Annotated in this window: 15 protein-coding genes; 7 read left to right on the top strand and 8 right to left on the bottom strand. The window is 37.7% G+C overall.

Annotated elements, in window-relative coordinates; all coding sequences use genetic code 11:
- The 7 genes from purH to putA form a co-directional block, all read right to left on the bottom strand.
- Window positions 1-1,578: a bifunctional phosphoribosylaminoimidazolecarboxamide formyltransferase/IMP cyclohydrolase gene (gene purH / locus P256_RS04300; protein ID WP_023272457.1), complete on the bottom strand. Its 1,578-nt coding sequence runs from the start codon at window positions 1,576-1,578 to the stop codon at window positions 1-3.
- Between the two features lie 73 nt (window positions 1,579-1,651).
- Window positions 1,652-1,921: a DNA-binding transcriptional regulator Fis gene (fis, locus tag P256_RS04295; RefSeq protein ID WP_005014868.1), complete on the bottom strand. Its 270-nt coding sequence runs from the start codon at window positions 1,919-1,921 to the stop codon at window positions 1,652-1,654.
- A 469-nt stretch (window positions 1,922-2,390) separates the two neighbouring features.
- A complete protein-coding gene (locus tag P256_RS04290) occupies window positions 2,391-3,188 on the bottom strand; it encodes an MJ0042-type zinc finger domain-containing protein (protein ID WP_023272456.1) in 798 nt (265 codons plus the stop codon).
- Between the two features lie 6 nt (window positions 3,189-3,194).
- Window positions 3,195-4,097, bottom strand: a complete 903-nt coding sequence (gene prmA, locus P256_RS04285; protein ID WP_023272455.1) for a 50S ribosomal protein L11 methyltransferase — start codon at window positions 4,095-4,097, stop codon at window positions 3,195-3,197.
- 120 nt (window positions 4,098-4,217) lie between these two features.
- Entirely contained in the window at window positions 4,218-4,445 is a 228-nt protein-coding gene (locus P256_RS04280; protein ID WP_040331639.1) for a hypothetical protein, read from the bottom strand.
- A gap of 307 nt (window positions 4,446-4,752) precedes the next feature.
- Entirely contained in the window at window positions 4,753-5,838 is a 1,086-nt protein-coding gene (gene trmA, locus P256_RS04275) for a tRNA (uridine(54)-C5)-methyltransferase TrmA (protein WP_023272453.1), read from the bottom strand.
- Window positions 5,839-5,944: 106 nt separating this feature from the next.
- Window positions 5,945-9,697 carry a trifunctional transcriptional regulator/proline dehydrogenase/L-glutamate gamma-semialdehyde dehydrogenase gene (putA, locus tag P256_RS04270; RefSeq protein ID WP_023272452.1) on the bottom strand — a complete coding sequence of 1,251 codons (3,753 nt, stop codon included), beginning with the start codon at window positions 9,695-9,697 and terminating at the stop codon, window positions 5,945-5,947.
- Between the two features lie 114 nt (window positions 9,698-9,811).
- Here putA and P256_RS04265 point away from each other — a divergent pair, with 114 nt between their 5' ends.
- Window positions 9,812-10,312 carry an Lrp/AsnC family transcriptional regulator gene (locus tag P256_RS04265; protein ID WP_023272451.1) on the top strand — a complete coding sequence of 167 codons (501 nt, stop codon included), beginning with the start codon at window positions 9,812-9,814 and terminating at the stop codon, window positions 10,310-10,312.
- A 288-nt stretch (window positions 10,313-10,600) separates the two neighbouring features.
- Complete coding sequence (gene aspA / locus P256_RS04260) at window positions 10,601-12,046, top strand: aspartate ammonia-lyase (RefSeq protein WP_023272450.1); 1,446 nt, start codon at window positions 10,601-10,603, stop codon at window positions 12,044-12,046.
- A 63-nt stretch (window positions 12,047-12,109) separates the two neighbouring features.
- Here aspA and P256_RS04255 read toward each other — a convergent pair whose 3' ends face one another.
- Complete coding sequence (locus P256_RS04255; RefSeq protein WP_023272449.1) at window positions 12,110-12,631, bottom strand: hypothetical protein; 522 nt, start codon at window positions 12,629-12,631, stop codon at window positions 12,110-12,112.
- 222 nt (window positions 12,632-12,853) lie between these two features.
- Here P256_RS04255 and P256_RS04250 point away from each other — a divergent pair, with 222 nt between their 5' ends.
- The 5 genes from P256_RS04250 to ispD are packed head-to-tail and all read left to right on the top strand — an operon-like array spanning window position 12,854 to window position 17,791.
- Window positions 12,854-14,491, top strand: a complete 1,638-nt coding sequence (locus P256_RS04250; RefSeq protein WP_023272448.1) for a CTP synthase — start codon at window positions 12,854-12,856, stop codon at window positions 14,489-14,491.
- Window positions 14,492-14,511: 20 nt separating this feature from the next.
- Window positions 14,512-15,369 (top strand): 3-deoxy-8-phosphooctulonate synthase, encoded by an 858-nt coding sequence (gene kdsA / locus P256_RS04245; protein ID WP_023272447.1) that lies wholly within the window; start codon window positions 14,512-14,514, stop codon window positions 15,367-15,369.
- Window positions 15,370-15,409: 40 nt separating this feature from the next.
- Window positions 15,410-16,699 (top strand): phosphopyruvate hydratase, encoded by a 1,290-nt coding sequence (gene eno, locus P256_RS04240; RefSeq protein WP_023272446.1) that lies wholly within the window; start codon window positions 15,410-15,412, stop codon window positions 16,697-16,699.
- Between the two features lie 5 nt (window positions 16,700-16,704).
- On the top strand, window positions 16,705-17,103 hold the full coding sequence (gene ftsB, locus P256_RS04235; RefSeq protein WP_081401717.1) for a cell division protein FtsB: 399 nt from the start codon (window positions 16,705-16,707) through the stop codon (window positions 17,101-17,103).
- Window positions 17,078-17,791 (top strand): 2-C-methyl-D-erythritol 4-phosphate cytidylyltransferase, encoded by a 714-nt coding sequence (ispD, locus tag P256_RS04230; RefSeq protein WP_023272444.1) that lies wholly within the window; start codon window positions 17,078-17,080, stop codon window positions 17,789-17,791. Before ftsB ends, ispD begins: the two co-directional genes overlap by 26 nt.
- Window position 17,792: the final 1 nt, after the last annotated feature.

Raw genomic sequence — 17,792 nt, 5'->3', positions numbered from 1 at the left:
TTAGTGGCGGAAATGGCGCATACCAGTAAATACCATTGCAATACCAGCTTCATCAGCTGCTGCAATGACTTCTTCGTCACGCATAGAACCACCCGGCTGAATAATACATTTAATACCTGCTTTTGCAGCATTATCAATACCATCACGGAATGGGAAAAATGCATCTGATGCCATAACAGCACCTTCAACAACAAGACCTGCATGCTCTGCTTTAATTGCAGCAATACGAGCTGAGTTTACACGGCTCATTTGACCTGCACCCACCCCAATTGTTTGACGGTTTTTCGCATAAACAATCGCATTTGATTTTACATACTTTGCAACTTTCCATGCAAAGATTAGATCTTCAATCTCTTGCTCTGATGGCGCACGCTTAGTCACAACTTTTAGTTCGTCTGCTGTGATCATGCCTAAATCTTGGTCTTGAACCAATAAGCCACCGTTTACACGTTTATAATCAAGCTGATGTACACGCTCATTTATTGCAGGAAGCGCACCACAAGTCAGTACACGAACGTTCTTTTTAGCGTTTGTAACTTCTAAAACACCTTCCGCAATACTTGGTGCAATAATGACTTCAACGAATTGACGAGAAACGATAGCTTTTGCAGTTTCTACATCTAACTCACGGTTAAATGCAATGATACCGCCAAAAGCTGATTCTGGGTCAGTCGCGTAAGCGAGGTCATATGCTGCTTGAATACCGTCTAATGAAACAGCAACACCACAAGGGTTCGCGTGTTTAACAATAACACAAGCAGGTTTAACAAAAGATTTCACACATTCTAATGCTGCATCTGTGTCTGCAATATTGTTATAAGATAGCTCTTTACCTTGCCGTTGTGTAGATGTAGAAACAGCTGCTTCTGTTGCAGTTGGGTCTACATAGAATGCAGCAGCTTGGTGTGGGTTCTCACCATAACGTAAGTCTTGTGCTTTTTGTAACTGTGTATTAAATGTGCGTGGGAAAGTGTCTGCTGCTTCACCTTCGTTTTTACCTACACGCGCACCAAGGTATGATGCGATCATGCCGTCATACTGAGCAGTGTGCTCAAATGCTTTTACAGCAAGGTCAAAGCGAGTTGCTTGTGAAAGTGAACCTGCATCTTTAATTTCTTGGATGACATTTGAGTAGTCAGATGCATTTACAATAATACCAACTGATGCATGGTTTTTTGCTGCAGCACGAACCATTGTTGGTCCACCGATGTCAATATTTTCAATTGCATCTTCAAGTGAACAGTTTGGTTTTGCAACAGTTGCGGCAAATGGGTATAGGTTAACAATAACAAGGTCAATAGCAGCAATGTCGTGTGCTTGCATAACAGCTTCATCGATGCCACGACGTGCCAAGATACCACCATGAATTTTTGGGTGTAGCGTTTTTACACGGCCGTCCATCATTTCTGGGAAGCCTGTATGCTCAGAAACTTCAACAACGGCAATGTTGTTTTCTTTTAATAATTTATATGTTCCACCCGTAGATAAAATCTCAACTCCTAAATCAGAGAGATTTTTTGCAAATTCAACAATACCGGTTTTGTCGGAAACGGAAATTAAAGCGCGTTTGATTGTCATGATATATTTAGTCTTTGAAGTTAGAAAACAAAAGGCAAAAAAAATGCCCACGAAGACGTGAGCATTTTATCATTTATTCACTCATTAAACCGTGAGCTTTTAACTTTTTACGTAAAGTACCACGGTTTAGTCCTAAAATCTCTGCAGCACGTGTTTGGTTGCCGCGAGTGTATTCAAGAACTACAGACAAAAGAGGTTTCTCCATTTCTGCTAGCACCATGTCATACACCTGAGATGGTTGCTCACCTTGCAAAGATGCAAAATAGTGACGAACCGCGCGGTCCACATGGATGCGAAGCGCTACATCAGATTGTGCAGTAAAAATAGGAGATTTGCTATTCATGCGTTTTAATCCGAAATTAATCAAAACCACTTCGGGGGCGAGTGGTTATATTTAAAAGGGCAAAATAAGCATTACCAAAAGCAATGCTTATAAAATTCAATATAGCTTGCCATAATTTTACTCGTTTGATTGAAAAATAAGCGTAACAAATATTTAGGAATTGTTACAGCGAGACTTTTCAGAAACAAAAAAAATACTCTATACGCAATATGAGTAATGCGCATCTAAGAATTTCTTTAGTTATGGGAATTATACGAGATATATGTTTGGTCAAGCATTAATGGCGCGTATGATAACACTGTCGACAAAAAAGTGAGTAAATATGAGGCAATTTTTTTTGTTTTTTTAATCGTTTTTTTGAATATTTATTTTATTTTAATTGGTTTTTTTGTTTATTGTGTCTAAAAGGTAATATTAGATTGATATTCTACACCAAGATATGTTTAAGAATTATTAAATTAAACTAGGGCTATGGCGGAGTATCTGCTGTTTTTAGCTGAATAGAGTGAATACTATGATAAGAAAAAGGGACATCTAATCGAAAATCAATTTTTTGGTTCTGAATAAGTTCTGTTTTATTTTTAAAATAATAAGGTAAATACATTTCAGGTGAAAAAGAAAAGGATTGTGTGCGTGTTTTTGTAAGATTTACTGTAAGTATAAGTTTTGGTAATAGCTCTGTATTAGGGTTTAAGTTTTGGATTGAGCCTGTAACGGTTGTTGTATAGGGGTATGTTTCCTCAATTTTGGAAACTTGAACATGGATAAGTTCCCGTGTGTTTGACAAGCAAGCAGTTGTCATACAGTTATTTGAAAGTGAAGCGGCAAAAGGAAACTTAGAAAGAATGTTTGTATTGTAGCGAATAATATTAAAAAAAAGCGCAACGATTAAAAGTGAACTGAGAATAAATAATGTAAGAGATACCCAAGGAGGAAATCTTTTTTTAGCTAGGCTTATGACACTTTCTGGTAGTGCGTTAGATGAGACTTGACTATGTTGTGTATGATTAAGGTGAGCTAATAAGTTTGTATTGGCGGAATTTTGCGTATGAAATATTTCTAGTGCTGAGTATTTTGCAAGTTTAAAGGTATATTCTGTATGGTTTTCTGATTGCGGTGGGAAATGCTTACTAGGCATGTGGTAGTAAGCATTAAATGTAGAGTGACATTGACCACAGCATACAGTGCCTTCAGCAACTGAGAGATGCATCATTGAAACAAAGTACTTTGTTTGGCATGTAGGGCAAATGGTCTGGATGTTTTCCATATTATGCTAAGAAGTATGTCTGTTTCCTGAAATACGATACCAGCATTCATCTCGTTTTTCTATTTCAGTTACATCAAAGAAAGTCTTGTAAGTATTACTTACTTCTTCAACTTGTTCTTCAATGATACCCGCAAGTGCAAATTCACCGCCGTGTTTGATTAGCTTACTAAATTCAGGTGCAAGTGAAATAAGTGGTGCAGCTAAGATATTTGCAATAAGAATATCGGATTGTTGGGTAAGTGCCTTGTTAAATGCTTCAGGAAGATCGACATATAACTTATCTAGAACGCCATTGAGTTCGGCATTTTGTTTCGTAGCAAGTACAGCTTGAGGGTCTATGTCTGTTGCATATACTTTCTTTGCACCAAGCAACAGTGCAGCAACGCCTAAAATACCTGAGCCACAGCCATAATCAATAACAACTTTATCTTTTAAATCTGTTTTTCCAAGCCATTGTAAGCATAGAAATGTACTAGCATGGTTTCCTGTACCAAATGCAAGCCCAGGATCTAGCTTTAAGTTAACTGCATTTTTATTGGGTGGTTCAAGCCATTCTGGAACAATCCAAAAATTGTCAGCAATTTCGATTGGCTCATAATAATCCATCCAAGCACGTTCCCAAGCTTGGTCTTCGAGTTCGTCATAATGAATAGATGTATTTTCAGGAAGTTGTAATTTAGCAAAAGCGACCAATGCATCTGCATCAATTGGCGCTTCGTCAGTTTGCTGGTAGATTCCTGTAACAATTACTTTATTCCAAAGTGGTGTTTCACCTGGGAGTGGTTCAAGGAGTGCCTGATCTTCAGCATCATCTAAGGTTACGCTAACAGCGCCGAGAGAGAGCAGGAGCGTTTCAGTTGCTTCAACTTGTGCTTGATCAACAGTAATATGAATTTGTAACCACTTCACGAAAATAACCTAGTTGTTTGGGAAATAATTTCAGCTATTGTAGCGAAAACCTACTCGCTTAGGGAGAGCTAACCGAGTATTTAATAAAAAGCGATCTAATTGTAGATCGCTTTTTGATATTTAGTGGATAGTATGCTGCTGTAAAATATCTAACTCTTTCCGACTGAATCCTCTAGACATTAAAACACGTTTGATTCCTTTCACAACATATTCATCGTGCGTTGCTTTTAGCGTTTGAATAAGTTGTTCATTGCTTTTACATGAGCAGTCATTTTCAATACATGCCATATTGTTTTTTTGACTGTTCTGTCTATCTTTTGAATTAAATAATTTTTGCCAAATACTCATAAGAGCGTTCATTGCAACCTAACATTTCTCGAAATATAAATAAAAAAATAAAAAATACAAGACCCTCTAATTTGCTATACAAATGTAGATTATTTGAATGAGATGATGGCCTAAAACTTAACTACCGTAAAAACAAATAATTAATTGAAAAAAATGATGCTAATTATTTAAATATTTTGAAACATATTTGATTAAGTCGAAAAATGTATTATTTTTTATTAAAAGTTTTTCTAATTTAAGTTATGTTTTGCATAAGAAAAGGTGATGATTTGAGAGGTCAATCTCAGACCTCCCATCAAATTTTAACTTACTTTTTTTGCAGTAATACACCACTTTCTACATGGTGTGTATGCGGGAATTGATCGAAAATTGCAAAGTGCTTAATTTCATGAGTTTCACTTAATATTTCTAAATTGTCTGCAAGGGTATCTGGGTTGCAAGAAATATAGATAATATGTTCGAAGTTTTGTAGAAGTTTTAGTGTGTCATTATCAATTCCTGCACGTGGCGGGTCGACAAAAACAGTACCAAAATTATAACTAGAAATGTCTATATTTGCTTCTTGAAGTCGTCTGAATTCACGCTCACCCTGATAAGCTTGGGTGAACTCTTCAGCAGCAAGTCTTGCAATTTGAATGTTATGAATTGTATTTTTTTCGATATTCCATTCAGCTGCATATACAGATGATTTTGCAAGTTCTGTTGCTAAAACACGTGCGAATTTTGTTGAAAGTGGTAGGGTAAAGTTGCCATTACCACAGTAAAGTTCAAGTAAGTCGCCTTTGCAATCTGTTGCAATATCACATGCCCATTGCAGCATCTTTTGGCAAACAACAGCATTTGGCTGAGTAAAGCCGTTTTCTATTTGTTTATATAGATAAGGTTTATTGTCTACTGTTAAATTTTCGACAACAAAGTCATCACTAAGAACCAGTTTCTGACCACGACTACGACCAATAATTTTAATATTAAGCTGTTCTGAAAGAGATTGGGCGAGTGTTTGCCACTCTTCATCAAGTTTGCGATGATAAATAAGGCTCACAAGCATTTCGCCACTTAAACTTGCAAGAAAATCAACTTCAAAGAGTCGATGATGTAAAATTTTATGTAACTTTAAAGCCTCTAAGAGTTTAGGCATTAAGTCATTAATTGCATGGCATGCAATTGGGAAGTGGTCAACACGAACAGCTTTTTTATTTTTTCCAGTTTCATCACGTTCAAACATTGCATAAAACATATCGCTATCTGTGTGCCAGATACGAAATTCTGCACGCATTCTAAAGTAGTCACTCGGCGAGTCAAAAACTTCTAATTTTGGTGGGTTAAATGCTTGGAATTGGGCTGTAATACGCTCAATTTTGGCTTGCAGTTGTTGCTGATATGCAGATGTCATAAATGGATGATTACATGCTAGGAAAAAAGAGAGGCAATCTTAACAAACAACGTCAACTAAGCCTAGTCATCTGTTGTCTGAAAAGATTGCCTCAAGAAAAATCTGATTATGCAGACTCTTCCATAGTCATAAGACTTGCATTGCCACCTGCAGCTGTGGTGTTAATGCTGACAGCATGTTCAATCACTAGGCGTTCGACAGGAATCTCACGACTATTTGGGCTTAAATGGTGAATAGAAACAATAGCCCCTTTGTGTGATGCAATTGCTTGTTGCGTTTGCATGAGCTGCTCTTTATCGCCGTGATGTAAAACAGCATCAAAGACTTCTTCATTCAAAGATGAAATAACAGCAATACGAGACACAATTTCTTTTGGCATCTGAGACTGATATTTCTCAAAGAAAGGCGCTCCCTTTTGCATCACAGGCTGTGCATTTACAGAGAAAATAGTGAGTAGTTGATCTACAAACTCTTGCTCTGTATTTGCCATACTTAGAATTCTTTGACGTGGCTGCATGGTGTAATGGTTACTTTCACCTGTAGGCCCTTGAAGTTCGTAAGTACGCCCGACCATAAATGGTTGGTGTTGCTGAATATTCAATGTAGGGAATGTTTTTTCTACCCATGCTTTAAAAGTATGGAAATGATTGAAATACTCTTTTGGTGTTTCTGTCATTTCACGTTTTACAGCAAAAGGTGTTTGAACATTTTTAAATGCATGCCCTTGTGTTAGACGATATGCATAGAGTGGACCACCTGCTTTAGGTCCTGTTCCAGACAGTCCTTCACCACCAAATGGTTGTACACCAACAACCGCACCTACAATGTTACGGTTAACGTATAAGTTACCTACTTCTGAAAGGTCAATAACTTTTTGAATAGTTTCATCAATACGTGTATGAACACCCATAGTGAGTCCATAGCCTTTTGCATTAATGCGACCAATGAGTTTTTCAAGCTCATTTTGTTTGTATGTAATCACATGCAATACAGGGCCAAATACTTCACGCTCCAAATCGTCTAAGTTTGGCAATTCAATCATTGTTGGTGGAATGAATGTACCTTGTTCGATAGTCTGTTTCTGTTGCGGTTCATCTAAGGTAAGTTGATGTATTGGATAACCTTTAGACTTCATTTTCGCAATATGGCGCTCAATGTTTTCTTGTGCTTCAAGGTCAATTACAGGTCCAATATCTGTTTTTAAATAATGTGGGTTACCAAGGCGCAGTTGTTTCATTGCACCTTTAAGCATAGTCATTACACTGTCGGCACAGTCTTCTTGAATACATAGAATACGTAATGCTGAACAGCGTTGTCCTGCACTGTCAAAAGCAGAGCTCACGACATCAAGTACAACTTGTTCTGTAAGTGCAGATGAGTCGACAATCATGGCATTTTGCCCACCAGTTTCTGCTATGAGCGTTACAGGGTTACCTTCAGGTGTGAGACGTTTTGCAACAGTCTTTTGCAGAATTTTTGCAACCTCAGTTGAACCTGTAAACATAATGCCTTGAATACGTGCATCTGCGCTGAGCTTTGCACCGACAGTTTCACCTTGACCCGGTAAGAACTGTAATGCTGCCTCAGGAATGCCTGCTTCATGAAGAATTTTTACAGCCTCATGTGCAACGAGTGGTGTTTGTTCTGCAGGCTTGGCAATGACACAGTTACCTGTAACCAATGCAGCAGCAATTTGCCCTGTAAAAATTGCCAATGGGAAGTTCCATGGGCTAATACATAAAATGGTACCTAAAGGCTTCAATTGTTGTGTTGCAGAGAAGCTATGTGCTTGTTTTGAATAGTAACGTAAGAAGTCAATTGCTTCACGTACTTCTGCAATAGCATTCATATAGGTTTTTCCGCTTTCACGGCAGAGTAAAACCATAAGCTCTAGGAGCTGAGATTGCATTGCATCGGCAGCAACCTCTAAGTATTTTGCACGTTGTAAAATAGGTAAGTTTGCCCACTTATCTTGTTCGGCTTCAGCTTGAATTAATGCATCTTCTACATCATTTTCGTCAGCTTCTACGACATGACCAACAATATCATTGTGTTGAGCAGGGTTTAGTACTGCTTTTTCTTGTTCTATTTTATCAATAACAATGTTTGCAATAAGCGGTTTGCTGATCCATTGATGTTCATATAGTCCTTTTGCAACTTCATTGAGTTCATATAAACAATGATCATTTGCTAGGTCTGTACCTGCCGAATTGAGTCGATCGATACCATATAAATCTTCTGGCAAAGGAATGTTAGGGTGTTTAGCACCAATAACTTTTTCTTGCATCGCTTGACGTTGAATATCATCCGTTGGTGACTGGATTAAATCATCAATTTGAATTGATTTATCAGCAATACGGTTAACAAAAGAGGTGTTCGCACCATTTTCAAGTAAGCGGCGGACAAGGTAAGCCAATAATGTTTCGTGGTTACCAACTGGTGCATATATACGGCACGGAATACCAAGTTTACTTACAACACGTTTGTATAGAGGTTCACCCATACCATGTAAGCATTGAAATTCGTATTGCCCTGCAACATAGTTTTTAGGTTCAGCCAATTCGTAAATTGTTGCGAGTGTTTGCGCATTATGTGTTGCAAACTGTGGGTATATATAGTCAGGCTCGGCCAATAATTTTTTAGCACAAGCAATATAAGAAAGATCTGTGTGTACTTTACGCGTGAATACAGGATAGTCAGACAGTCCTTCAACCTGTGCTTTTTTAATTTCGCTGTCCCAATACGCGCCTTTAACCAAACGAATCATGAGGCGTTTTTCGCTACGTTTTGCAAGGTCTACAATATAGTCTACGAGAGGGAAACAACGTTTTTGGTAGGCTTGAATAACGAAACCAACCCCATTCCAACCTGAAAGCTCAGGTTCAAAGCAAAGACGTTCAAGAAGCTCTAAAGACAGCTCTAGACGTTCACTTTCTTCTGCATCAATGTTTAAACCAATATCATATTGTTTTGCAATTTTTGCGAGTTCAACAATACGAGGGTATAGTTCATCATGTACGCGGTCATATTGTGCACGATAGTAACGTGGGTGAATTGCAGATAGTTTAATAGAAATACCTGCGCTGTTATAAACGCCTTTATTTTGAGATGCTTTACCAATCGCATGAATTGCATTGACATAGTCAGCCATGTAGCGTTTTGCATCATGGTCTGTAAGTGCTGCTTCACCAAGCATGTCGTAAGAGTAGAGAAAACCTTCTTTTTCAAGAATTTTTGCTTTCTCTAGTGCTTGACCAATAGTTTCACCTGTAACGAATTGCTCTCCCATCATACGCATAGCAACATCTACAGCTTTACGAATAATGCCTTGTCCACTACGAGCCAATAAAGATGTAAGCATGCCTGAAAGGCTATTTTGTGCAGGTGGTGTCATAAGCTTACCTGTAAGCATAAGACCCCATGCAGCCGCATTCACAAAAATAAGGCTACTTTGTCCAACGTGAGATTTCCAATTCCCTTGGTTTATTTTATCTCGGATAAGTTGATCACGTGTTGCTGTATCAGGAATACGTAGTAATGCTTCTGCAAGGCACATGAGTGCAATACCTTCTTGAGAAGAAAGCGAGAACTCTTGAAGTAGTCCTTGAACGATACCTGCTTTTCCTGATGCTTTATTATTTTCACGTAAATGTTGTGATAGTTGAAAAGCCAAATCATAGATTTTTTTATCTAATGCAGGGTCGATTTGAGTAAAATTTAAAAGTGTTTCAACGGCTTCTGTTTCGGTGCGACGCCAATTTGAATTGATGGCATTCTCAAGCAGTGTCTTACCATGAAGAGGTGTAATATCTTCAAAAGTAGCAGGGCGAAAAAATACATTGTGTTGTTGTGTACTCATATCATCACGTCCTAAAAATATGTGACAAATTGGCGTTGCTTAATAAGCCGAATCATTGCAAAATCGTGACAGAATAACTCACTATTTTTTGGGCTCTTTTTAGAGAATTATGCTATGCCTGAAGTTAACTTCCAACCAGATCGAATTGACTTGAAAATATTAGACTTACTACAAAAGGATGGTCGTATTTCTAATACAAAACTTGCTGAATTGGTTAATTTGTCTGCAACAGCTGTTTTGGCAAGAGTTCAGCGGCTTGTTGCTGAAAAGTATATTTTGGGTTATCACGCACACTTAAATCCAGAAAAACTGAATGCAGGTTTTTTAATTTTTGTAGAGGTTTTGTTAGATAAAACAACATCTTATGTTCTTGATGATTTTGTGGAAGCGGTGAAGAGCTTTCCTGAAATATTAGAGTGTCATATGACCAGTGGTGGTTTTGATTTTGTATTAAAAGTGCGCAGTAAGAATATGGAGGATTTTCGCCGTATATCGGGGCAAGTACTGTGGAAATTGCCCGGTGTAAAAGAAACTAGAAGCTACCCTGTGATGCAAATGGTAAAAGAAACACATCAACTGAAATTAAATACAAAAACAGAAAAAATAAGACCATAGTCTATAAAAACATACGATTTTTCATGTAAAAAAATAGAATTTCTAGACTGTTTTTACTGTAAAAAAAGAGGCAAAAGCTTCTTTTTTTATATTTAAATGAAAAAAACAGCAAAAAGGTAGTTTTTTTAACTAGGCAAAATTAAATAGAGAAAGCTTTTTGAATGATATCTAAATAAAAAGATAGGCTTATTTCTATAAAATTGTGAAAAAAATTTTATTGTTTATAGGCTTCATATATGATGATCAATATTTAGTTGTTATGACTGTACAATACCAAAAGGGTAATATATGAATACGTCACCTTTAACTCGTGTAGAAAAGGATTTATTAGGTACAAAAGAAGTACCTGCAGATCGTTATTATGGTATTCACACATTAAGAGCATTAGAAAATTTTAATATATCGACACTCACGATAGGGCAACAGACCCACTTTATTCGTGCCTTAGCGCAAGTGAAAAAAGCTTCTGCAAAAGCGAACTTAGCAGTTGGTCGTTTAACTGAACAAAATAGTGAAATTATTCAAAAAGCTTGTGATTTACTCATTGAGCATCCTGAAAATTGGTCGGACTCTTTTCCATTAGATGTGTATCAGGGCGGTGCTGGTACATCAATTAATATGAACACCAATGAGGTTATTGCAAATATTGCATTAGAAATGATGGGGCAGCGTAAGGGTAAGTATGATGTACTTCACCCAAATGACCATGTAAATAAATCTCAGTCTACGAATGATGTTTACCCAACAGCATTACGATTGGCAACGTATAGTGTATTAGATGAGTTATTTGAACAGTTACAGAATCTAATCGCATCTCTTGGTCAAAAGGCACTTGAGTTTAAAACCGTGATTAAAATGGGACGTACTCAGTTACAAGATGCTGTGCCAATGACATTGGGTCAAGAGTTTCATGCTTTTGCAACTTTATTAAAAGAAGACATGAGCTTAATTAAGCAAACACGTGAATTACTTTTGGAAATTAATCTAGGTGCAACAGCAATTGGAACAGGTGTAAACACTGTACCGGGTTATGCAAAAATAGTAACCAAGCATTTAGAGCAAGTAACAGGCTTAAAAGTAAAACCTTCAGCAGACTATGTTGAAGCAACAAGCGATTGCGGTGTATTCATTATTGTATCTAGCACATTAAAGCGTTTGGCTGTTAAGCTTTCTAAAATTAGTAATGACTTACGTTTATTAAGTTCAGGTCCACGTGCAGGGTTAAATGAAATTAATTTGCCACAAATGCAAGCAGGTTCTTCAATTATGCCTGCAAAAGTAAACCCTGTTATTCCTGAAGTTGTAAACCAAATTGCATTTAAAGTGATTGGTAATGATTTGACAATTACATTTGGTGCGGAAGCGGGTCAGATGCAATTAAATGCAATGGAGCCTGTTATTGCATATTCTACGCATGAATCGATTCAGATTTTAACGCAAGCGATTCGTACATTGGATGAAAAATGTATTCAAGGAATTACTGCCAATGAAGATGTTTGTCTTAATGAAGTAATGCGTAGTGTTGGGATTGTTACCTTACTCGATCCTTTATTAGGTCATGCACTTTGTGATGAAGTTGGTAAGCAATGTATTGCTGAAAATAAAACAATTCCTGAAGTAGTTTTAGAGCGTGGTCTACTTTCAAAAGATGAATTAGATGAAATCTTTAAATTTGAAAACCTTGTTTCTGAAATCTCAATTATTCCAGATGATGAAGTTGTACAAGTGAGCTGATTTTATATAAGCCATAAAAAAGCCAAGTTATAACTTGGCTTTTTTATTTTGGGCTATTTATATTTAGTTAAGCGCGGGCTTTGCAGCAGACATTGCAGCAGCAACAGCATCGTCTTCTGAAAGGTTTGCATTTGTACTTTGTGGTTTAGCAACATGATGGTGTTTTGGTTTAACAACCTCAGGTGCAGGACTTGCAGCAGATGTTGAAACCTGTTCTGGATGTACAGGAACATTTGCAGTTGTTTCAACTTTAGGCTGTTCGGATTTATATTCTCTACGAATTTCCGTCGTCGTATTCGCCGTTTGTTCTTTTTCTACTTCAACCATTTTAGGTGGTTTTTCTGCTGCAAGCTCACTGTGATGTTCAGGAGGAACGGTTTCATGTGGTTTTTGCTGCTCAGGCTCTGCCATTGGCGCAGGTGGTGTATCTTTATTAATAGATTGTAGTTGTTCTGAAGCAACATTATTTTGCGACGTTGCCTGTTCTTGTTTATCGTTGTTTTGAGGTGCTTCTTTTTTAGAACAAGCAGTTAAAACTAAGCCTGCCATAATAACACCACAAATAAGAAGCTTTTTGTTCATCATTCTTTGATTCTAATTTAAATTGAGACTTAGGTATTATAACAAGAAATTCAATATTGGAAATGTAGTCTTGTTGCATTCAATTTAAAATAAATTGGTGATAATATAAACAATTGTTTGTTGTTGCGTGAATACATGCTGAATGACTTTGCTTTATAGGGGCAGAGTAAAGTAAAATTGCCCAACATTGCATGCCTGTTTAGGCCTGATTGTATGAGAACTCGAATGACCCATTTTATTTTCGTTACTGGTGGTGTTGTATCATCACTAGGTAAAGGCATTTCAGCCGCTTCTGTTGCAGCACTCCTAGAGGCTCGTGGCCTCAGTGTCACCATGGTTAAAATGGATCCATACATTAATGTTGATCCAGGTACAATGAGCCCGTTTCAACATGGTGAAGTTTTTGTTACTGAAGATGGTGCAGAAACTGACTTAGACTTGGGCTACTACGAGCGTTTTCTTCGCCGTGCAAAAATGACCAAGTTAAACAACTTCACGAGTGGTCGTGTTTATCAAGATGTTTTAAATAAAGAGCGTCGTGGTGACTACTTAGGTGGTACTGTACAAGTAATTCCTCATATCACTGACAACATTAAAGAACGTGTACTTCGCGCTGGCGAAGGCTATGACGTTGCGATTGTTGAAATTGGTGGTACGGTTGGTGACATTGAATCACTTCCGTTTATGGAGTCTGTTCGCCAGCTTATGGTTGAACTGGGCCATAAACGCAGTATGCTAATGCATTTAACATTGCTTCCATATATTAGCTCTGCTGCTGAGTTGAAGACAAAGCCAACTCAACACTCTGTAAAAGAACTACTTTCTATTGGTATTCAACCAGATATCTTAATTTGTCGTACAGAGCATGATGTTGATGCTGATACAACACGTAAAATTGCATTGTTTACCAATGTAGAAGCACGTGCAGTTGTTGTATGTAAAGATGCGAAAACAATTTATCAAATTCCACGTAATTTCTATGAGCAAAATGTTGACGATTTAATTTGTGAACGTTTTGGTTATAACGACTTACCTGAAGCTGATTTATCGGATTGGGATCAGGTATGTGAAGCACTATTCAACCCAGAATACACAGTTCGTGTTGCAATGGTTGGTAAATATGTAGAGCTTCCAGATGCGTATAAATCTGTAAATGAAGCATTACTACATGCAGGTATTCAAAACCGTGTGAAAGTACAAATTGACTATGTCGATGCACAAGCACTTGAAAGTCAAGATATCGCTATTCTAGATACAGCCGATGCAATTTTAGTACCGGGTGGTTTTGGTGAGCGTGGTACTGAAGGGAAAATGGCTGCCATTCGCTATGCACGTGAAAAAGGTATTCCATTCCTAGGTATTTGTTTAGGTATGCAATTGGCTGTGATTGAATATGCGCGCCATGTTGCTCAAATGCCTGAAGCAAGTTCTACAGAATTTAATCGTTCAACCAAATATCCATTAATTGGTTTAATTACTGAATGGTTAGATGAGCGTGGTGAATTGCAACAACGTAATGTAGAGTCAGATTTAGGCGGAACAATGCGCTTAGGTGCACAAAAATCTGAATTGGTTGCGGGTACTAAAACACGTGAAGTGTATGGTAAAGCTGAGATTACAGAGCGCCATCGCCATCGTTATGAAATGAATGACCGCTTTATTGAACCTCTTGAAAAAGCAGGTATGTTGGTATCAGGTTACTCGGCTGTACAACATTTAGTTGAAACAGTTGAAATTCCTGCACATCCATGGTTTATTGCTGTACAGTTCCATCCGGAATTTACAAGTTCACCACGTGATGGACACCCATTATTTGCTAGCTTTATTGATGCTGCTAAAAAGCAGAACCAAAAAGGTAAATAAAGTTACTCTAGGAAGTTTAAATGTCACAATTAAAACCTCAAGAAATTGTACGTTTAGGCGATATACAAATGGCAAATCACTTGCCATTTGTACTATTCGGCGGAATGAATGTACTTGAATCGAAAGATTTAGCGTTTGAAATTGCAGAGTCTTATATTGAAATTTGTAAGCGTCTTGAAATTCCTTACGTTTTTAAAGCAAGTTTTGATAAAGCAAACCGTTCTAGTTTGCACTCATTTCGCGGTCCGGGCCTAGAAAAAGGCATTGAATGGCTTGGCGAATTAAAAAAACAACTGAATATTCCTATCATTACAGATGTGCATGAACCATATCAGGCTGCTTCTATTGCAGAAGTTGCAGATATTGTTCAGCTTCCTGCATTCTTAAGTCGTCAGACTGACCTTGTTGAAGCAATTGCAAAGACGGGCGCAATTATTAATATTAAGAAAGCACAGTTCTTAGCACCTCAAGAAATGAACCATATCTTGCAAAAATGTTTAGAAGCAGGTAATGATAAGTTAATCTTATGCGAGCGTGGTTCTGCGTTTGGATATAATAACCTTGTGGTTGATATGCTTGGTCTAGACATCATGAAGGCAATGAATGTTCCTGTATTCTTTGATGTAACGCATGCACTTCAAACACCGGGTGGCCGTGCTGACTCGGCAGGTGGACGCCGTGCACAAATTAGTACTTTAGCACGCGCAGGTATGGCGACAGGTCTTGCAGGTTTGTTCTTAGAAGCACACCCAAACCCAGATAAAGCAAGATGTGATGGCCCATGTGCACTTAGATTGTCTCAGTTAGAGCCATTTTTAGAGCAGACTAAAGAATTAGATACGTTGGTAAAAGGGTTTGATAAATTAGATACGCACTAATGCACAGAATGCATTAGCATTATAATACATAGGAGTTTTTATGAGCCAAATCGTTGATATTCGCGCACGTGAAATTTTAGACTCACGCGGTAATCCAACTATCGAAGCAGATGTTATTTTAGAGTCTGGCGTAGTTGGTCGTTCTTGCGCACCTTCTGGTGCATCAACTGGCTCACGTGAAGCCTTGGAATTACGTGATGGTGATAAATCTCGTTATTTAGGTAAAGGTGTTCGTCAGGCGGTTGAAAATGTAAATACTGAAATCAAAAAAGCGCTTGTTGGTCATGATGTTTTTGATCAGAAAGGCTTAGACGATGTAATGATTGCATTGGATGGTACAGAAAACAAAGCTAAACTTGGTGCGAATGCAACTTTGGCAGTGTCTCTTGCTGCAGCTCGTGCAGCAGCAGAAGAACAAAAAACTCCATTGTTCCAATATATTGCGAATCTACGTGGTCAAAAAACTTTATCTATGCCTGTACCAATGATGAACATCATCAATGGTGGTGCACATGCAGATAATACTGTAGATATTCAAGAGTTTATGATTGAACCTGTTGGCTTTACATCTTTTGCTGAAAGCTTACGTGCAGGTGCTGAAACTTTTCATGCTTTAAAATCTGTTTTAAAGAAAAAAGGACTTAATACTGCGGTAGGTGATGAGGGTGGCTTTGCACCAAACTTGCGTTCAAATGAAGAAGCAATCACTGTTATTTTAGAAGCAATTGAACAGACTGGTTATAAATCAGGTTCAGACATTATGCTTGCACTAGATTGCGCAGCTTCTGAGTTCTATTCAAATGGTCAGTATGTTCTTGCGGGTGAAGGCAATAAAGCATTTACAAGCAATCAATTTTCTGACTACTTAGCAGGATTAGTTAAACAGTATCCAATCATTTCTATTGAAGATGGTTTAGATGAGTCAGATTGGGAAGGTTGGTCGTACTTAACATCAATTCTTGGTGATAAAATTCAATTGGTTGGTGATGATCTATTTGTGACTAATCCAAAAATTTTACAACGTGGTATTGATGAGAAAATTGGTAACTCAATTCTGATTAAATATAATCAGATTGGTACATTAAGCGAAACGCTTGATGCAATTTATCTTGCAAAACAAAATGGTTATACGACTGTGATTTCACACCGTTCGGGTGAAACTGAAGACTCGACAATTGCTGATTTAGCAGTAGGTACAGCAGCCGGTCAGATTAAAACAGGTTCATTGTCACGTTCAGATCGTGTTGCTAAATACAACCAATTGTTACGTATTGAAGAGTTAACAAAGGCTGTATATCGTGGCCGTGCAGAGTTTAAAGGTCTAAACTAAAATCTATGACGACTTTTATAAAAGAAGTCTTTAACTCTTTTTCAAGTCGACTTATATTGGGGCTTGCTATCTTCTTGATAGCAGGCTTTCAGTATATGTACTGGTTTGGGGAAGGTGGTTATTATGACCATCAAAGACTGATGCAACAGATTCAACAGCAGCAAGATACAAATAAAGATTTACAAGAGCGAAATCGTATTTTAGGTGCTGAAGTGTATGACTTAAAGAATGGTGCTGAAGCAGTTGAAGAACATGCGCGCTTAGATTTAGGTTTAATTAAACCGAATGAAACATTTGTTCAAATGAGCACACTTACATCACCACAAGTGCAAGAAAATTATATTGCATCACCTGAAAATAAAAATTTAGATAACGAAGATGAAGATAGCCCAGACCTCCACTAAAATTTGGGCGATTGTGCCTGCAGCAGGCTCTGGAAGCCGATTTTCTAAAACAGCATTAAAACAATATCAAACAATTCAAGAAAAAACGGTACTACAACATAGTGTGAATGCTTTATTTAACTTACCGTTGGCCGGATGTGTTTTGGCTATTAATCCTGCTGATGATTTTGCTCAAACACAACAGTTTGATGAAACTCAAAAGGTACACTTTTGTCATGGCGGTAAAGAAAGGGTTTACTCGGTGTTAAATGCTTTGTATTATTTACGTTCAATGGCAGACGAAAATGATTATGTGCTTGTTCATGATGCTGCGAGACCATGTGTTTCTCAGCAGAGCCTAGTAGATTTAGTTAATCATGTATTGAAGCATGACGTGAGTGCAATTTTAGCAACACCTGTGAGAGATACATTAAAACGTGTAGATAGTGGTGAGACGATTAATAAAACTGTCGACCGTAGTCAGTTATGGCAAGCACAGACACCTCAAATGGCACGACTAGGTACACTAATTTTTGCTTTAGAGCAGGCTTTAAATGCCGGTTTTACCGTAACAGATGAAGCGAGTGCTTTAGAGTTAGCTAATTTGGAAGTGCATGTAGTACAAGGTCGGTCGGATAATATTAAAGTGACTTATCCAGAAGATTTACAATTTGCAGAACTCGTTATTCGTGCACGTAATAATAACTGAG

The sequence above is a fragment of the Acinetobacter nectaris CIP 110549 genome (assembly GCF_000488215.1).
In the GTDB taxonomy this organism is placed as follows: domain Bacteria; phylum Pseudomonadota; class Gammaproteobacteria; order Pseudomonadales; family Moraxellaceae; genus Acinetobacter; species Acinetobacter nectaris.
Note: the sequence above shows the minus strand (reverse complement) of the source record. Positions and strands in the feature narration are given on the sequence as shown.